This window comes from Arthrobacter sp. SPT-J7 (genome assembly GCF_059089965.1).
In genome coordinates, this window is sequence record NZ_JBNHFF010000051.1 from 1 (window position 1) to 16,984 (window position 16,984).

General features: G+C 63.6%; 14 protein-coding genes. 6 read left to right on the forward strand and 8 right to left on the reverse strand.

The features are described 5' to 3' along the window. Positions 1-124: 124 nt before the first annotated feature. From AC5RWX_RS21780 to AC5RWX_RS21795, 4 genes are read right to left on the reverse strand one after another with little or no spacing between them, the layout of a single operon-like run. Positions 125-940 carry an ABC transporter permease gene (locus AC5RWX_RS21780; RefSeq protein ID WP_494098386.1) on the reverse strand — a complete coding sequence of 272 codons (816 nt, stop codon included), beginning with the start codon at positions 938-940 and terminating at the stop codon, positions 125-127. Positions 941-942: 2 nt separating this feature from the next. After that, positions 943-1,866, reverse strand: a complete 924-nt coding sequence (locus AC5RWX_RS21785; RefSeq protein WP_494098387.1) for an ABC transporter ATP-binding protein — start codon at positions 1,864-1,866, stop codon at positions 943-945. Further along, positions 1,863-2,555, reverse strand: a complete 693-nt coding sequence (locus AC5RWX_RS21790) for a DJ-1/PfpI family protein (RefSeq protein WP_494098388.1) — start codon at positions 2,553-2,555, stop codon at positions 1,863-1,865. The genes AC5RWX_RS21785 and AC5RWX_RS21790 overlap by 4 nt, the downstream gene beginning before the upstream one ends. Positions 2,556-2,564: 9 nt before the next feature. After that, entirely contained in the window at positions 2,565-2,732 is a 168-nt protein-coding gene (locus AC5RWX_RS21795) for a hypothetical protein (RefSeq protein ID WP_494098389.1), read from the reverse strand. Positions 2,733-3,077: 345 nt separating this feature from the next. On the opposite strand from AC5RWX_RS21795, the gene AC5RWX_RS21800 reads away from it, so the two are divergent. From AC5RWX_RS21800 to AC5RWX_RS21815, 4 genes are read left to right on the forward strand one after another with little or no spacing between them, the layout of a single operon-like run. Further along, positions 3,078-3,344 (forward strand): heavy-metal-associated domain-containing protein, encoded by a 267-nt coding sequence (locus tag AC5RWX_RS21800; protein ID WP_494098390.1) that lies wholly within the window; start codon positions 3,078-3,080, stop codon positions 3,342-3,344. Then, entirely contained in the window at positions 3,344-6,607 is a 3,264-nt protein-coding gene (locus tag AC5RWX_RS21805) for a heavy metal translocating P-type ATPase (RefSeq protein ID WP_494098391.1), read from the forward strand. Before AC5RWX_RS21800 ends, AC5RWX_RS21805 begins: the two co-directional genes overlap by 1 nt. A gap of 38 nt (positions 6,608-6,645) precedes the next feature. After that, positions 6,646-8,115, forward strand: coding sequence for an MFS transporter (locus AC5RWX_RS21810; protein WP_494098392.1), 1,470 nt, complete (start codon positions 6,646-6,648; stop codon positions 8,113-8,115). Positions 8,116-8,158: 43 nt separating this feature from the next. Then, positions 8,159-8,416 carry a GNAT family N-acetyltransferase gene (locus AC5RWX_RS21815; protein ID WP_494098393.1) on the forward strand — a complete coding sequence of 86 codons (258 nt, stop codon included), beginning with the start codon at positions 8,159-8,161 and terminating at the stop codon, positions 8,414-8,416. Between the two features lie 113 nt (positions 8,417-8,529). Here the strand turns inward: AC5RWX_RS21815 and AC5RWX_RS21820 are convergent, their stop codons facing one another. Continuing rightward, positions 8,530-11,262, reverse strand: coding sequence for a helix-turn-helix transcriptional regulator (locus tag AC5RWX_RS21820; protein ID WP_494098394.1), 2,733 nt, complete (start codon positions 11,260-11,262; stop codon positions 8,530-8,532). 46 nt (positions 11,263-11,308) lie between these two features. Between AC5RWX_RS21820 and AC5RWX_RS21825 the strand changes: the two genes are divergently transcribed. Then, on the forward strand, positions 11,309-11,962 hold the full coding sequence (locus AC5RWX_RS21825) for a GNAT family N-acetyltransferase (protein ID WP_494098395.1): 654 nt from the start codon (positions 11,309-11,311) through the stop codon (positions 11,960-11,962). 375 nt (positions 11,963-12,337) lie between these two features. On the opposite strand, the gene AC5RWX_RS21830 is transcribed toward AC5RWX_RS21825, so the two are convergent. From AC5RWX_RS21830 to AC5RWX_RS21840, 3 genes are all read right to left on the reverse strand, one after another. Beyond that, positions 12,338-13,468 carry a proline racemase family protein gene (locus AC5RWX_RS21830; RefSeq protein WP_494098396.1) on the reverse strand — a complete coding sequence of 377 codons (1,131 nt, stop codon included), beginning with the start codon at positions 13,466-13,468 and terminating at the stop codon, positions 12,338-12,340. A 75-nt stretch (positions 13,469-13,543) separates the two neighbouring features. Next, a complete protein-coding gene (locus AC5RWX_RS21835; RefSeq protein WP_494098397.1) occupies positions 13,544-14,521 on the reverse strand; it encodes an Ldh family oxidoreductase in 978 nt (325 codons plus the stop codon). 145 nt (positions 14,522-14,666) lie between these two features. Next, on the reverse strand, positions 14,667-15,812 hold the full coding sequence (locus tag AC5RWX_RS21840; protein WP_494098398.1) for an MFS transporter: 1,146 nt from the start codon (positions 15,810-15,812) through the stop codon (positions 14,667-14,669). Positions 15,813-16,103: 291 nt separating this feature from the next. On the opposite strand from AC5RWX_RS21840, the gene AC5RWX_RS21845 reads away from it, so the two are divergent. Further along, the coding region (locus AC5RWX_RS21845; protein ID WP_494098399.1) for an MFS transporter at positions 16,104-16,984 on the forward strand (881 nt) is incomplete at its 3' end.

Consider the following 16,984-nt stretch of genomic DNA (forward strand, 5'->3'; position numbering starts at 1 on the left):
GGTGAATCCAGTGGAATCGTGAATCTATGCTTAGCCCACCTACTGTTGCGCCTTGCTTTGGGTGACGCCGGCTCTTGTTCCGGCCATCACTGGAAGCCGTGTTCGCGGAGAAGCGGGTGCTGGCTCAGACGTCGCGGCGTTTGATGACGATGAGGGAGAGGAGGAAGGGTATGAGTGCCCAGGCTCCGAGGACGAGGCCGCCTTCTAGTTGGGTGAATGCGTCTTCTGCGATTTGCGTTGCGGTGAGTTGGGCTCCGGCGTTGGAGGGAAGGTATTCGGAGACGGTGGTTGCAAGTTCCCCGGGGATCAGACTAAGCGCAGTGGGCAGTACGAGCAGCAGCGTGGTGAGGGTGACGATGCTGCCGGCGCTGTTGCGCAGGAGGGTTCCCAAGCCGAGGCCCATTAGCCCTATCAGGGCCAGGTAGATGCCGGTGCAGAGGATGCTTCCGGTGACAGCCTGGTCGAGGTCGAACCCCATGTCCTTGCCGTCCAAAGTGGGTTGGATGCTGAAGTAGGTGAGTGCGGCTGCAGCTGTGCCGATGAGGAATGACACGACCGCGATGAGTAGGCCTTTTGCCAGTACGGCCGGTGAACGACGGGGCACTGCAATCATTGTTGAACGGATCATTCCGGTGGCGAACTCTGAAGAGATCATTAGCACGGCCAACGCACCGATGGTCAGTTGTCCGAAGACCAACCCGGCACTTGGCAGGGTTTGTATCACCGGCCCCGAGGCCATTGGGTCGCCTTCGTCGGCTGATGTGACGCCCATTGCCCCTAGCCATCCGATTGCGATCATGACGGTGATGGTGCATCCGAGCAGGATCAGGCTGGACCGAAGGCTTCTGAGCTTTATCCATTCCGAGCGGAGCACCCGGGGGAAGGTGACGGGACGCTTTTCGCTGTGGGTACCGGTCGAAGGAGCCAGAGTGGTTGGCATGGCTACAGTCCTTTCACGTCGGATACCAGCGATTGGTATTCGACTTCGTCCTTGGTGAGTTCCATGTACGCCTCTTCGAGGGAGGCCTGCAGCGGGGAGATTTCGTAGAGCATTACCTGCTGGCTCATCGCCTCATGGGCGATTTCTTCTGCGGTGGGACCGGCGATGTCCAGCACCCCTGAGTCGTTCATCGTGATGGTTGTGTTTCGTCCGGCGAGGAGCTCCATCAGTGCTTGGGGCTTGTCGGTGCGGACACGGTGGCGGGGTGCTGACTTGCCCGCCAGGACTTCCCGCATGGGGGCGTCGGCGATGATGCGTCCGCGGCCGATGACAATGAGGTGGTCCGCCGTTTGGGCCATTTCGCTCATGAGGTGGGAGGACAGGAAAACCGTTCTGCCTTCGGCAGCGAGTTGCCGGGTGAGGTTACGGATCCACAGCACACCCTCTGGATCCAGGCCGTTGACGGGTTCGTCAAGGATCAGCGTTTGCGGGTTGCCCAGGAGTGCGGCTGCTATTCCGAGCCTTTGGCCCATGCCGAGGGAGAAGCCTCCGACGCGCTTTTTTGCCACCGAGGACAGGCCGGTCATTTCGATGACTTCCTGGACCCGGTGTTTACTGATGCCGTGGGTTGCAGCCATCGCGTGGAGGTGGTTGTAGGCGCTTCGGCTGGTGTGGACGGCTTTGGCGTCCAGGAGGGCTCCCACTTCGTGGAACGGGGAGCGGTGTGCCGCGTAGGGTTTTCCGTTCACTGTGACCGTGCCGCTGCTTGGGCGGTCCAGTCCCATAATCATGCGCATGGTTGTTGATTTACCGGCCCCGTTTGGTCCGAGGAATCCTGTGACCCTGCTGGGGAGGACGGTAAAGGAAACGTTGTCCACGCCGGTTTTGTCGCCGAACCTCTTGGTCAGGTTCTGTGCCTCAATCATTTGCTGTGTCCTTTCGTGAGGGCGGGGCGGTTGTCTGTGTGATCCATGTTGTTGATGCCCAGGATGGTCGCGGATTTGGAGATCAGCGCTTCGACGATGGGCGGGGGTGCGTTCCCGGGTGCACCGGCGTCGAAGGGTGGTTGCGGCGCGTATTGGAGGCGGAGCTGGATGGCTTGGGCGTCAGTGGGGCCGGTTATTTCGGCGGCGAGGGCAAGGGCCATATCCAGGCCGGCTGACACCCCGGCGGCGCTGGCGTATTTGCCGTCGAAGCAGATCCGATCATGTGCCGGTATCGCTCCGAGAGGTGTGAGCATCTCAAGGGCGAGCCAGTGGGACGCTGCCCGGCGCCCGTTCAGCAGGCCCGCGGCTGCGAGGATAAGCGATCCCGTGCATACCGACGTTGTCCACTGGCTGGTCAGGTCCGCGCGCCGGAGCCAGCGGTGAATAGCCCCGTTGTGCATTTGCCGGGCCTGGCCCGGGCCGCCGGGGACGACGATGATGTCTGGGTGTGGCACCTCTGCCAGCGTGGCGTCGGCGATCAGGGCGAGGGCGCCCGTATCGCACCTGACCGGCCCGATCCGCTCGGCCACGACGACGGTTTCAGCGCCGGGAAGCCGGCTGAGGACCTCGTAGGGTCCCACTGCGTCGAGTGCAGTTACCCCCTCATAGAGGAGGACGGCGATCTGCATGGCCGTTTCCTAACGCAACCGGCTGGCGGAGATCGGGTCCAGGGACCAGAGCCGCACATACGACGAGCGCTCCAGGGGTTCGCGCTTCCGTGGAGTCGGGCGCTCTGTTTCGCGGGGGATGGGCTTGTGCTCCGGGGTTTGGAGCCTCAGGAGCTTCTGTGGGGTCAGGGTATACATGGTCACTTTTTCTTGATCGTTGATGGGGCCGTCCGCGGATTGCGGTCCGGCAAGCCGGCTTGGCTTCGGTTATGACTCCATGCTGGCCAGCCCGGCACCTGGTTGGCACCGGCGAAATCGCCGGTATTCACTAACCGCCCACCTGGTAAATCAATAGATCAGAGGGCTCACCACCTGCGATTCGACGGTGATCCGGGCGTCCGTGGAGAGCTTGCAGCGGGAGCAGTGACCGGCGCGGGAGCAAACCGGCGAGTAAAACCCGGCGAAATTGCCGGTGTGAGCAGGGTGTCGGCCACGCCACGATGAAGCACATCAAAACCCCTTATTCCTTACAAGGAGATCGAAATGGCTGCGGCAGAAACGACAACTCATATTCAGATGTACGACGTGATCGGGATGACGTGTGAACACTGTGTCCGCGCGGTCATCGCCGAGGCGTCCCTGATACCCGGTGTCCGCGGGGTGCAGGTGAGCCTGCTGAACGGGACTGTGACGGTGAGCAGCGATCTCCCTTTGGAGGACCGGGATGTTGCCCTGGCAGTTGAGGAAGCCGGTTACACGCTTGGCCGCGGAAGCGCTGCCGACCCTGTCTCATCTGAGGGAAGTTTCTGATGACCACCACGATGCAGCAGGACCGCTCCTGCGTACTGGACATCGGAGGGATGACCTGTGCGTCCTGCGTCCGCAGGGTTGAGAAGGCGCTCACGCGCGTCGCCGGGGTCTCCTCGGCAAGGGTCAATCTCGCCGCCGAGAAAGCAACTGTCAGCTACGACGCGCAGACCACCGGCGTTGAAGCGCTGACGGCTGCCGTCACGGCCGCAGGCTACACGGGGAGCCCAAGCCGGGCGGTCGAAGTGGCTCCCCCCGACGGCGGCCCCTCCGGCCTGGCGGCGACGAGCGAAGAGCCGGATGGACTGGAGCGGGCCCGCGAGGCCCAACTGGCTGAGCTGCGTCGAAAGTGGCAGGTATCGCTGGCCGTGGGACTTTCCATGATGGTTCTGATGTACATTCCGTTGTCGATCGACGCAATGGATTGGCTGATGCCGCTGCTGCTGGTAGTCGCCAGCGTTGTCCAGCTCTGGGCCGGTCAACAGATCTATCGGGAGGCATGGGTAGCGGCCAGCCATCGTGCCACCAACATGAGCACCCTCGTAGCACTCGGCACAGGAGTCGCCTACGCCTACAGCGCCTTCGTGACCCTCTGGCCGGCCACTGCCGAACAATGGGGCCTGCCCTTGCATACCTATTTTGAGTCGGCCATTGTTATCATCGCGCTGATCCTGATGGGCCGGTGGATAGAGATCCGGGCCAAGAGCCAAACCGCCACAGCACTCAAGGCGCTTATTGGGCTTGCACCGAAAACAGCGCGGGTGATCCGCGGGGGCCTTGAAGAAGACATAGCCCTGGGTTCGGTGCGTGTGAATGACCTTGTCCGGGTGCGTGCAGGCGAGAAAGTGCCGGTGGATGGCACAGTCGTCGAAGGCACCGCTGTCGTTGACGAAAGCATGCTGACCGGTGAAAGCGTACCGGTCAGCAAGGGACCTGGTGATCCGGTGATCGGTGCCACCATGTCCAGGTCAGGCTCAGTTGTGTTGCGTACAACAGCCGTTGGAGCAGACACGGCACTGGCGCAGATTGTCCGGCTTGTCGAAGACGCACAGGGCTCACGTGCCCCCCTTCAGCGGATCGCCGACCAGGTCACCTCGTTCTTCATTCCGGCCGTCTTGGCCATTGCGGCACTGACCTTCACCGGTTGGGCGATCTTCGGGCCGGCCGACAGCAACTGGAACATGGCCATCGGCAACACCATTGCCGTGCTCATCATCGCCTGTCCCTGCGCGCTCGGGCTGGCCACGCCGACAGCCATCATGGTGGGCACCGGTAAGGCTGCCGAGATGGGAGTTCTGATCCGCGGCGGCCAGTCGCTGGAACAGGCCCGCCGGCTCACCGCCGTCGTGCTCGATAAGACCGGAACGATCACCCGTGGCCGGCCAGCAGTGACGGCAGTACATGTCCGTGGCGGTTGGACGGAGGAAGAGCTCCTCCAGTTCACCGCCGCGGCGGAGGCCCACAGCGAACACCCGCTGGGCGAAGCGATTGTGGAGGCCGCAAAGATCCGCGGGCTGGAAGTCCTGCCGGCTACCCGCTTCACCGCAGTCCCCGGGCAGGGAATCGAAGCAGTCGTCCGCGGCAGGCGGATCCTCGCCGGGAACCTGCGCATGATGAACGCCCACCGCATCGATGCCTCAGCCTTCGATACGCTGTCCGCCCAGATCGCCGCGGACGGCGGCACACCCCTTTACGTCGCGGTGGAGGATACCCCCGCCGGCCTGCTGCGCGTCGTTGATCCCGTGCGGCCCGAAGCTGCCGCAACTGTCGCCGGACTGCGTGCGCTCGGACTCCAGGTGTGGATGCTGACGGGCGATAACGAGAAGACCGCCCACGCGGTGGCACGCAATGCGGGCATTGAACACGTCATTGCAGAGGTACTCCCCGCGGACAAGGACGCACACATCGTCCGGCTGCAGGAAAGGGGTCACTCCGTGGCGATGGTCGGTGACGGCATCAACGATGCTCCGGCCCTTGCGCGGGCCGATCTCGGCATCGCCATCGGCACCGGCACCGATGTCGCCATCGCCTCCTCTGACATCACCCTCGTCGGCGGGGACCTGAAAGGGATCATCACAGCCATGATGCTCTCCCGACGCACGGTATCGACAATGAAACAAGGACTGGTGTGGGCCTTCGCCTACAACATCCTGCTGATCCCCGTCGCCGCCGGCCTCTTTTACTCCTTCAACGGACTCCGGCTCGATCCCGTCCTGGCAGCTGCGGCGATGGCGATGAGTTCGGTCAGCGTAGTCACGAATGCTTTGCGGCTACGCAGCTTTACTGGTCCGGAAAGCCTCGCGGCTTCCGGGAAAGAACCTTTGAAGGCCCGTCTCCAACACTCTGCCTACCTGGCGGGCGTAGCCTTGCTGGCCCTCGTGATTGGTGCAGGCCTGACCGCTTTGTCCCGCACCGATGCCGCCCAGCGGGGAATGAACAACATCCTGGCATGGCAGCAAGGTACCGGTATGCCGATGCGTCCAGCCATGAGCACGATGATGTCCGCTGACATCCCGGCCCGTGAGGCGCAGGGCCAGAATGTCTCCGTGGACTACCAGCTCTCCGAGCAGGTAACGCCCGGGCAACCCGGCCGGCTGGTCATCACCGTCACTGACACAGAAACCGGAGAGCCATTGCCCGACGTCACCAGAAGCCACGAGGTGTGGATGCATCTGATCGTGACCCGCGCCGATCTTGGCACGTTCGCCCACGTCCACCCGGAACCTACCGGCCGAACAGGGGAGTTCTCCGTAGAGCTGAACTTCCCCACGCCGGGCGAGTACCTGGTGCACTCCGAGTTCCGGCGACAAGGGGAAATGTCCGACCTCGTGGACCGGCACACTCTCCAGATCGGGGACGCACACCACGGCTCGGGCGGACCGCTGGAGGCAGGACCGCGAACCCAGACCGTCAACGGGGTCACCATCACCCTCGAAGGCGACGCCGTCGCCGACCGGACGAGCAGGATGCACTTCAGCTTCACCGACGCTGCCACGGGGGAACCGGTCTCCGATCTGCAGCCCTACCTCTCCGCTGCCGGACACGTCGTGGTGCTCAAAGACGATGGCAGAGGATTCGCCCACGAACATGCGGAGGCAGAGGACGCAGACGGCCAGCCGCTCTTCGCGATGCCAGGCCAGCGGTTCGGTCCCAAGCTCGAGGTTCACCTGGACCTTGAACAGCCTGGGCTCCACAGGCTCTGGGCACAGTTCCGACTCTCCGACGGTACCGTCGTCACCGCCCCGTTCACCGTAGAGGCGCGGTGAATCCCATGCCGCTCCTTTCGCTTCCCAGGACCACAGCCATGCTCACAGGCCGTCCCCACCGGGTTCTCCTGCTGGCGGTCCTCATCTCCGCCCAATTTGTCATCATGCTCGACACCTCAATAGTCAACGTCGCCTTACCGTCCATCCAGCAGGACCTGAACCTCACCGCGCCCGGGATCGCGTGGGTGGCCAACGCCTACTTCCTTGCGTTCGGCGGGTTCCTCCTCGTGTCCGGACGCGCCACGGACATTCTCGGTAAGCGCCGCATGTTCGTTGCCGGGGCCGGCCTGTTTACGGCGGCATCAATGGCCGCCGGGCTCGCCGCATCGGAGACCGCGCTGATCGCTGCCCGTCTACTGCAGGGCTTGGGTGCGGCGGCGCTGAGCCCGGCGGGCATGGCGATTCTGCTGACGGTATTCACCAGCGAATCCAAGGCGAAAGCTGTCAGCGCCTGGGGTGCCGCCTCCGCCGCAGGGGGCGCCGCCGGCGTCGCCGCAGGAGGCCTCGTGACCCACCTTCTGGGGTGGCAGTGGGTGTTCCTTCTGCCGGTGCCCGCCACGGTCATCGCGCTTCTATCCGCGCCCAAGCTGCTGGAAGCTGTTCCCGAAACCAAGGCCTCCCGGAGGATCGATGTCCTCGGCGCCGCGACAGTCACCGGCGCCACCCTAGCCACCATCTATGCGGTGCTGTCCGTATCCGACCACGGGCCGGCGTCCCCGGAAGCCCTGATCAGCACCGTCGCGGCGGGGCTGATGTTCATTCTTTTTCTCGGAGCGGAGCGCCGCGCCGTTGACCCTGTCCTGCCGCTGGGCATGTTCAAATCCAGGACGCTCTCGGCTGGAACCGTCGTTGGATTGCTCGGTGGCGCCGCACGCGTCTGCACCTTCTTCCTCGTCGCCCTGTACCTGCAGCAGGCACTGGCCTATGCGCCGCGGGAGGCAGGGATGGCCATGGTACCCACGTCACTTGCCGTGTTCACCGTCTCGGTTCTAATCCTGCCCCGCCTTCTGGGACTGTTTGGCCCCGAATGGACTCTGAGCCTGGGGCTGGTCCTCCTCGCGTGTGGCCTGCTGTGGCTGGCATGGCGGCCGGAGGGGCCCAGCTACCTCGTGGGCGTCCTGCCAGGGCTGCTGCTCGCGGCAGCCGGTGTTGCGCTGAGCTTTATGCCCTCGACCATGGTCATCACCGCCGCAGCACCGGCGACGCACACCGGTCTCGCCTCCGGCATGGCGGCCGCCAGCTACCAGATCGGTGGAGCCATAGGAATAGCCGTGTTCAGTGCTGTCCTGACAGTGTCGACCCGTGAAGCCGCCACCGCCGGGGCCAGCGCACTGCAGGCATCAGGCACTGCGTTTCGGGCGGCCTTCACGGCCGCAGCTGTAACAGCCCTCATCGCGGCGACCATCGCAACGGTTTGGCTCCTTTTTCCACGAACAAAGCGCCCCGCCGCCGGTACCGGCGGCGACAAAAAGACCCGCGCCACTGAAACTATCCGATCGCCCCGCTAACGCAACAGAGGCCCAACCAGGAGTTAGTGATGACCGAACTGCCGTGACCATCCGCAGGGCGCAACCCCGGGATGCAGAAGCGACGCTTGTGTTGTTGAAGGAACTGGCCGAACACGAGGAATCATCGCAGCACGTCCACGTGACGCAGCATCAGTGGGAAAACTACCTGCACCGCCAGGACGTCATCATCTTCGTGGCCGAGCTGGAGGGGTCGCCGGTTGGTTGCGCGTCGGCCCTGCGGCGGGTGCCCTTCACGTCGTGGGCTGGTACTGCTCGGGGCTCCAGCTGGCGATCACTTTAGTGAAGAGTTTGGCGTCCAATCTGGAATAGAAACGCTGCTCTTGGGCATTGGTGGGCATCACTTCCCATCTAATGAGACTTCCGTACGCTGCTCCACGGCCTTTTTTGCTCCGTTCAGCTGGCCGCAGCGAGCCGCGTCAGGTCGATGCCGGTCAAAGCGGCCCGCGAACTGATGCCGAGCTTGGTGAAGACATTGCGTAAATGAAAATCGACCGTCCTGGGACTGACGAACAATCTGCTTGCGACCTCCTTGTTCGCCAACCCCTGCTGGACCAGCAACGCCACCTGGAGCTCCTGCGGTGTCAGGGCGGCAATCGTTTCCTGATCCCTCTTTTGTACGGACTGCCCCGAGGCGCGCAGCTCATCGCGGGCACGCTCAACCCAGGGGCCCGCATCAAGATCCCGGAAGATTTGGAGGGCTCTTCCGAGATGTTCCCGGGCCCGGACACGTTGACGGTTCCGGCGAAGGAACTCCCCGAAGGCCAACTCCGTGCGCCCCCTGTTGAAAGCCCGGGGACAATTCTGGTGGTGGAGCAAGGCCGCGGTGAAGTGGGTTTCAGCCTGGGCCGGATCAGCAACCGCACGGGCATGCGCGGCCAGCGCCCGTGCCCACGGCTGCCTTGTGGCCTCTGCGAACGTTTCCAGGCCCGTAGTGACACGGACCGCCTCAGCAGGCAGTTCCAATCGGAGGGCCAGTTCGATCCTGTCGATGGCTGTTGCATGTGAGACGAACGGGTGGGTAATCGATCCGAGCTCCTGGGCGGCCGCTGCCGGGTCGTCAAGGGTCAACCGAAGGGCTCGCGCCCACCGCCTGAAATCAGCCTCTATGGGGTCCATGACGCCCCCATGCGCAGTGGTGGGAGTGTCCGCAGTCAAAGGATCCTTCGATGGTTCCTGGCCGCCGTCGCGAAGCAGGTCTAAGACGCGCAGCGCCGCAGTGGGGTACCCGAGCAGCATGCGCTGGTTCGTCGCTTCCGCGACTGTCAGGACTTCTGACAGCCCTGCCCGGGCCTCCTGCCAGCGGCCAGTTGCAATCTCAGTGAAGGACCGCAACGCGAGGGCGTGAAGCACCCTGGCCAGCTCGCTGTTTTGTCGTGCTTGAGCCAGGATCCGGCTATGAATCCCGAGAGCCGTGTCATCGGCACCAACGTGCAGGGCACCGATCGCCAGGTTGAACAGCAGGTCCGGGTCTTCAACGCCGGGAGCGGCTGCGAATGCTTCCTGTAGGACTGAGGCAGCTGCGCCCAGGTTCCCTCCGACAATGTTCAAAAGACCCTGCAGCAGATAGCTTGAACACCGCCGGTGCGGGGAATCATCCGGGAGCGCTGCCGGTATCAGGGAGGCCAGATCCACGTTAACGCCGGAATCGTTGCCAAACGTGGCCAATGCCGCGGCAATGACCGCTATGTCAGTTGCCCGTGACGGGTCCACCCGTGCAAGTCTTTCAGCGGTACTCATCACGATGCCATGGCCGACCTGGGGGGATCCATGGTTCCACTCGATGCGGGCACGCAACAGGTCAATTTCGCCGGCTAAACCTTCATCGGTGGCCGTGCCCCGGGCCAGTTGCGCCAGGTTCCTGGACCGATTGGGCTGGCCGGCAATCCACGCGCTGTGCGCAGCCATGAACAAGCGGCGCGGGCGTTCCTGGTCATCAGCCGAGACATCGGCGGCCCGTTCCCAGGCAGCCGAAGCGGCCTCATGTCCTCCGTTGCGGCTGGATCTTTCAGCGATGAGATCGAGTTCGTGCGCGACGTCCTCATCCGCCCCGGCGATCGCCGCCGCCATATGCCACACCCTCCGTTCCAGGTACTGCCCGCCGGGCATGGCGCGGGCCAGGGCCCGGTGGGCATCACGTACATCCCTGTTGGTTGCCGACCCGTAGATGGCCGATCGCACCAGCGGATGACGCAGTTCGACGTCAAAGCCGCGCACCCGCATCAGCCCAGCATCCTCGAGTTCTTCCTCTACCGAGTTCTCCAGCTGCAACCACTCTGCTGCGCGCCGAAGCACGTGATAGTCCCCTGTGTCATCGACAGCCGTGAGGAGAAGGAACTTTTGCGCGCCGGGCGAAAGAGTCCGGCTCCTGTCCAGAAAGACCCGTTCAACTCCATCGGTCAGCGGAAGGTGCGCCGGCAGGGGAGCGCGGCCCATCAGCTGGTGTTCGGTCAGGGCGGTCGGAAGTTCAATCAGCGCGAGTGGATTGCCGGATGTTCTCTGCACTAGCTCACGGCAGACGTCAACGGCCACCGGTGTTCCTGATTTGTTCAGCAGCTCTGCAGCGGCCTCGGAACCGAGACCCCGCACCCGCACCGTCGGGATGTCGGTGGAATCGAAGTTCCTGCTGCCTTCATCCCGGGCGGCAAAGAGAATAGCAACGCTCTCACTCTCGAGCCTGCGTGCAACAAATGCCAGGGCGGCCGCGGAGGCATCATCGAGCCAATGAGCATCATCGACCAGGCACAGGACCGGCCCTTCATGCGCAGCACCGGCCAGGAGGGTCAACGCGGCCAGGAAGACGGTGAAACGGTCGTTTGATCCTTCCAAGCCATCGAACGAGCCGAAAGCGGCCAGCAGGGCCTTCCTTTGAGGGGCAGGCAGGCGGTCCGCCCGTTCCAGTACTGGAAGCAGGAGACGGTGCAGTGCAGCAAAAGCCAAAGGGGACTCCGACTCAATGCCCCTGGTCCGAAGAATCCGCATTCCAGGCGCGTCAGCCGCCGCTGCCATCAACGCCGACTTACCGACCCCGGCCTCCCCAAGAAGCACAAGCGCGTCTCCGCGGCCCTGCCGGGCAGCACCAATAAGCGCCTCCACCGCCTGCGATTCGCGTTCCCGACCTATAAGCACGAATCGATAGTAATACCGGCACCTGCCACCGGCCGATGGAGCACCGGTGGCAAAAGCCAAGTGGCACAACGGAGATCACATGATAAAAAATGATTTCGGATGCCACCGATGTGAAGGAAAAGCCCTAACCATGATCAGGCCCGCAACAACAGAGGATCTGCCGCGCGTAGTAGAAATCCTGACAGCTGCCTTCTCCACGTACGTCTGGACCACATGGACCATCCCCTCAACGCGCTTCGAAGAGCGGCTGTCTGAGCTGCAGGCCATCTACATCGAGCACTTCGCCATGACTCACGGCGTGGTCTACGTGAATGACGATCTAACCGCGGTCGCCGCGTTTATCCCAGCCCGCATGCCAGAACCTCAACCGAAGGTTTACGAACGAATCGCAGCGCTGCACGGCGATCGGTTCGCGGCCATCGCGGAAGCCGAACAGGTCCTCGCGTCAAAACGCCCCCCGCACGACTGGGTACTAGCCGCAGCAGGTGTCGATCCACGGTTCCAACGCCAAGGGCTGGGCCAGCAGGTTTGTCTCGCCGGGCTGCACCGCATTGCAGCAGATAATCAGAGATGCCTCGTCGAAACATCGGAGCCGCCAAACGTCACCTTCTATAAGCGGCTGGGCTTCGAAGTCCTCCACAGGGTAGAAACCGGCGGCCCGACAGTGTGGATGATGATGACACACCCCAGCACGAGCTGAGTCGGCGAATTCGTGCAGCATACCCTTCGGTCCAGAACCTAGCCTTCGAGCTGGTACTTCGTTCTGGTCCAGCCTGCTCACCGGTACGTACCCGATTCACTGTCCGGCCACCGCCGGCTCCACCCTGGCAATGTCAGGGTGAGCTCTGGGCCTATATCAGAAGAGCCCCCCAAGCTGGTCGGAATCGCGCGTCAGGTTGGGGTGTACCCCATTGGCAGAAGAGGACGACGAGATCGCGCCACTTCAAGCCAATCCAGTCCCGGGCTACGGAACGTTCAAGGGAACGCCCATCCTAGTAGAACGTGCGAAAGGAAAGGCGCAACGGTGGCACTCCCGTGAGTGCATCCGTTGCGCCTTCCCAAGCATTGGCTGAACCTAGACCGGCGCTTCCATCTGCGCGAGGACGGTGCCGCTGGCCGGCGCGTTGTCCGCGATGACGTTTTCATTGGCGGCGGGGGCCCAGATGTCGCCGAGGGTGTAGCCGTTGGGGAAGGGGTCCTCGGGGTCCAGGACCCAGTTGCTGAAGCCGGTGATCCATGCCTGGCCACTGATCGTGGGGACCACACCGGTGCGCCCGGCGATTTGAACTTCCTCCACCAATTCGCCGGTGTAGACGGTGCCCAGAACGCCCTCGTGCCGGAAAGACTGGTTGAGGGGAAGTTCGCCCTTTGCGTGCAGGGCAGCCATTTTGGCGCAGGTGCCTGTTCCACAGGGGCAACGGTCCACGCCGCCGGTCCACGTGGCCGGGTTGTTGAAGTCCACCTGGCCGCTCGCCACGGTGACGGCATTCCGCCGGTCGGCGTTCGGGTTGTCCGTCACGCCGGAAAGCTGCGAGATGGTGATGCCAATGCCGGGGTAGTCAGGGTGTTCCACGGGCAGCTGGTCCTGTGCGGCGCGCAGGATGAGCGAGGAGATACGGGTGATGTCCCGGCCGCGGTCGGGCACCAGTTCGAGGGACTCGAACTGTGCCGCGTCAGCGATGACGTAGAACATGCCGCCCCAGGCAACGTCCACCGTCACTTTGCCGAGCTCGGGCACGTCGATCTCCGCATCGAGGTAGACGGCGAATGCTGGCACGTTCTGGAAGGTTACTTCCTTGACCTTGCCGTTCTCGCACCGGGCCTTGATGTCGATGAGGCCTGCCGGGGCCTCGAGCTTAAATTCCGTGAAAGGTTCCTGCATGGGGATCATTCCGGTCTCCAGCAGGACTGTGGCCACGGCGATGGTGTTGCCGCCGCTCATCACGGGGTACTCCACCTGTTCCATGATGATGAAGCCGGCGGCTGCCTCAGGGTGCTTGGGCGGGACGATCAGGTTGCAGCACAGCGGGGGATAGCCGCGCGGCTCCCGGAGCATCAGCATGCGGATCTGGTCATCGTTCTGCTCGAGCCACTTCATCTGCTCGTAGACAGAGTTGCCGGGAATGTGCGGGACTCCTCCCGTGATCACGCGCATGGGTTCGCCGGAGTGGGTCTCCACTGCCTGGAGCATCCTACTGAAAGCCATTGTGGAACCTTTCTTGATGTTTGCCGTGCATTTCTTCATCGAAGCACGGCTGTCTTGGTGTCGAAGCTGATGTTCCTACTTGGCGCCGGCGGCTGTGCGCAGACGTTCGAGGATTGCCGGATCCAGCTCAAGCTGGTTAGGGAGTTCGGTAACCTCGAGTGCCGGCAGGCGGACCTGGTGTTCATCCTGCAATCTGCCGAACTGCTTGGCAAGCCGCTCAAGCGAGCCGGCGAAGTTGCCCGGGTTGATGCCCAGGACGAACACGCCGATGTCCGGTGATTCGGAGCCCCGGTCAAACGGCGCCGCGTCCATGGAGAAGGAGGCACCAGACAGGGTGGCCAGGATTTCGACGAGCAGGGCAACGTTTCCGCCGCGGTGGCTGCCGAATGGGAGCAGTGTTCCCTGGACGGCCTCGTTAGCGTCAGTCGTCGGTTTGCCCTGGGTGTCCAGGGCCCAGCCCTCGGGGATGGGATCCCCGGCGTCGGCAGCACGCCTGATGTTGACAAACGCCGTGGAGGACGAAGCTTGGTCGATGACCAGGGGCAGTGTCCCTGGCCTGGGGATGCCGAAGGCCAGTGGGTTCGTTCCAAGGACGCGTTCCGGCGAACCACCGATGGACATCAGGGCGGGGCTGTTGGCGGTGGCCATTGCAACGAATCCCTGCTGGGCCAGCCGGCGGGCGTAGTAGCCCAACTCGCCGCAGGTGTAGGACTTGCGGATCCACAGTGCGGCCACGCCGGCATCGCTGATTGCGTCGGTGAAGTCCTGGAAGGCAGCTTCGTAAGCTGCCTGTGCCAGGCCGTTGCCGGCATCGATGTCGATGACGGCTGGTGCCGTGCGGCGGACACGTGGCTGGGCATCCGAGGCGATGCGGCCCTGCCGGTAGCCGTCAAGGTAGTCGAACAGGTGCGCTACGCCTACCGCGCGGTTGCCCACCTGTTCCGCCTCTACAGTGGCCTGCGCGAGGACCCGGGCATTCTCCTGGCCGGCGCCTGCCGCAAGCAGGGCCTGTTCACACAGGGTTGCAAGTTCTTCGCGTTCAATGGTGCTCATCGGTTTTACGTTCCTCTCATGGGAGCTCCCCGTCCAGGGCCCAGCCCGGGCCGCTCCCGGCCACCGCGACTGGTGCGCTGCAAGCCTGGCGGGGCAGAGGATGTGGTTACCCTCACATGAAATGTAATCTGTGATCACATCCGGGTCAAGGAGTTTCCTGGGGATAAGCCATCATTACGGCAGCGGAAAGAATCCAAATGAGGCCGGTTGCCGCCACCGCAGCAGCACCGCCCAGGCCGGTGGCCGCGCCGGCAAGGGCGGCGCCCGCTGCTGAGGCGCTGGTCCGCAGGCCTGCGCCGACCGTAAAAACCTGAGAGCGCAGGTGGGGAGGACTCAGGCGGCTGCGGAGGGTGAGCATCGCAGCGGCGCTGGCTGCCGTGAAGATACCGGATGTGCCCACGGCGAGGATCGTCCAGATTGTGCCGTAATCGAGGGCTGCAGCTGCGGTGAACAGGCCGGTGAGCATAAACCCGATCAGCATGACGGTGTGCGGCGGCCGCCTGCTTGGCCGGATCGTTTCGATCAGTGCGCCCAGCAGGCTCCCGATGGCGAAGGCCGTAATGAGGACAGCACCCTCGCCTGGCGAGCCGGTCCTCTCGATGGAGAGCCCGACGGCGGCAATCGCCAGGCCGCCCTGGCCGAGTTGGCTCAGGGTGGAGGATCCGGTGACCACCGCCAGAGGGCGGTGGCGGAAGATCCGGTGCAGACCGGCCTTGATGGCCTGCCAGGGCGGCACCCCGGTTCCCCTGTGCGGCTTAAGGCCAATCACGATCACGCTGACCGCCCCAAGTACTGCCGCCGTCGACAAGGCTCCCAGTGCTGCTGCCGCCGGAAAGAAGGCGGCCACCACAGCAACGAAGGCGGGCCCGACAACTGCCGAGAAGTTATAGGAGAGGGAATCGTAGGCAAAGGCCCTCCGAACGTCCGGGATTGCGCCGGAGGCAAAACTGGAGAGGCCACCCATGTAAAACGGTGACGCGGCGCCGGCCAGCGCCAGGAACACGAATATCAGCGGCAGGGGAATTTGCCCCAAAAATGCCGTGGCGGCCAGCGCTGCCGCGGTCAGCAGGCCGGCTCCGGCAACGAGGATGCCGGGGCGCCGTGCCCTGTCCAGGGCTGCGCCGACTACCGGGGCCGCAAGCACGCTGGGGCCCAGGGAAGCGGCCACCAGCGCGCCGCCAATCCCCACACTGTCCAGTTGCTGGACGGCGAGAATGGGAATCGCAACTACCGTTCCGGCTGACGCCGTCCTGGGCAGGATCGACGCGGCGAGGTATCCGAGCGCGCTCATGCTGTCGCTGAAACCACCTTTCGGTGAGTAGGGCTGCACTCGAAAAAGGCACGAACCGGGCAGACGGGAGCTCCTGGTGGTGGGACGCTTGGGAATAATTTACATGAGCGTTACACCGCGCATTGACCCCGATGTGATCACAGATTACATTTGACGGTGATCGGGGCCACATAGGAACAGCGAGAAGCTGCCGGCCCGCGAAACTTTCGCAAGCCCGGCACTTTCCGGGCGAAGCCTCCCTCTAGGACGGAGGAGGGCCCAGACACCATCCCTGAGCACAAGGAGCCACCGGTGCCTTCCCTGAAGAATGCAAGACACGCAATAGACGACGCCCCGACCGCGGCCTTCAAGCGCCGCTTCCTGGTCAGACTGACCGCCGTCATGGTGGGCGGGATGTTCCTGGACGGCTACATCCTTGGGATCATCGGCACGGTGATCGGCACCATCAGTACCGAGCTCAGCTTCACCCCGTTGTGGGAAGGGCTGATTGTGGCGTCATCGCTGCTCGGCATCCTGGTGGGTTCGCCCGTTGGTGGCTGGCTTGGCGACAAGTTCGGCCGTAAGCCGCTGTTCATGGTCGACATGGGGATCTTCGTGGTCGGGTCCGCCCTGCAGTTCGTTGTCCACGAGCCGTGGCAGCTTTTCCTGGTCCGGCTGCTGATGGGCATCGCGGTGGGTGTTGAATACTCGGTGGGCTGGCCGTTGATGTCCGAGTTTGCCCCCGCCCGAATGCGGGGGCGCCTGATGGGCCTGACGCTGATCGCCTTCTACGTCGGTTTCATGGTGGCTTTCCTCGTTGGCTATCTGCTGACCACCACTACTTCCGTGGACTGGCGGATCATCCTGGGCTCAAGCACCATCCCTGCAGTGATTCTGTTCTTCGCCCGGTTCGGGCTGCCCGAATCGCCGCGTTGGCTTTGGAGTAAAGGCCGCCATGATGAGGCACGGGCGGTGGCGTACAAGTACCTGGAAAACTCAAGTGACATGGGCGATGTAGAGCAAGAGCATAACCGCCCGGAGGGCAAATTCACGATGCTCTTCTCACGCCGTTACTGGCGGGCGACGCTGTTCACCTCCATGTTCTGGCTCTGCGCCGTGACGCCGTACTTCGCCATCGCCACCTTCGCCGAGAGCGTGCTGGAAGGCTACGGGCTCAGCCAGGGCCTCGCCGG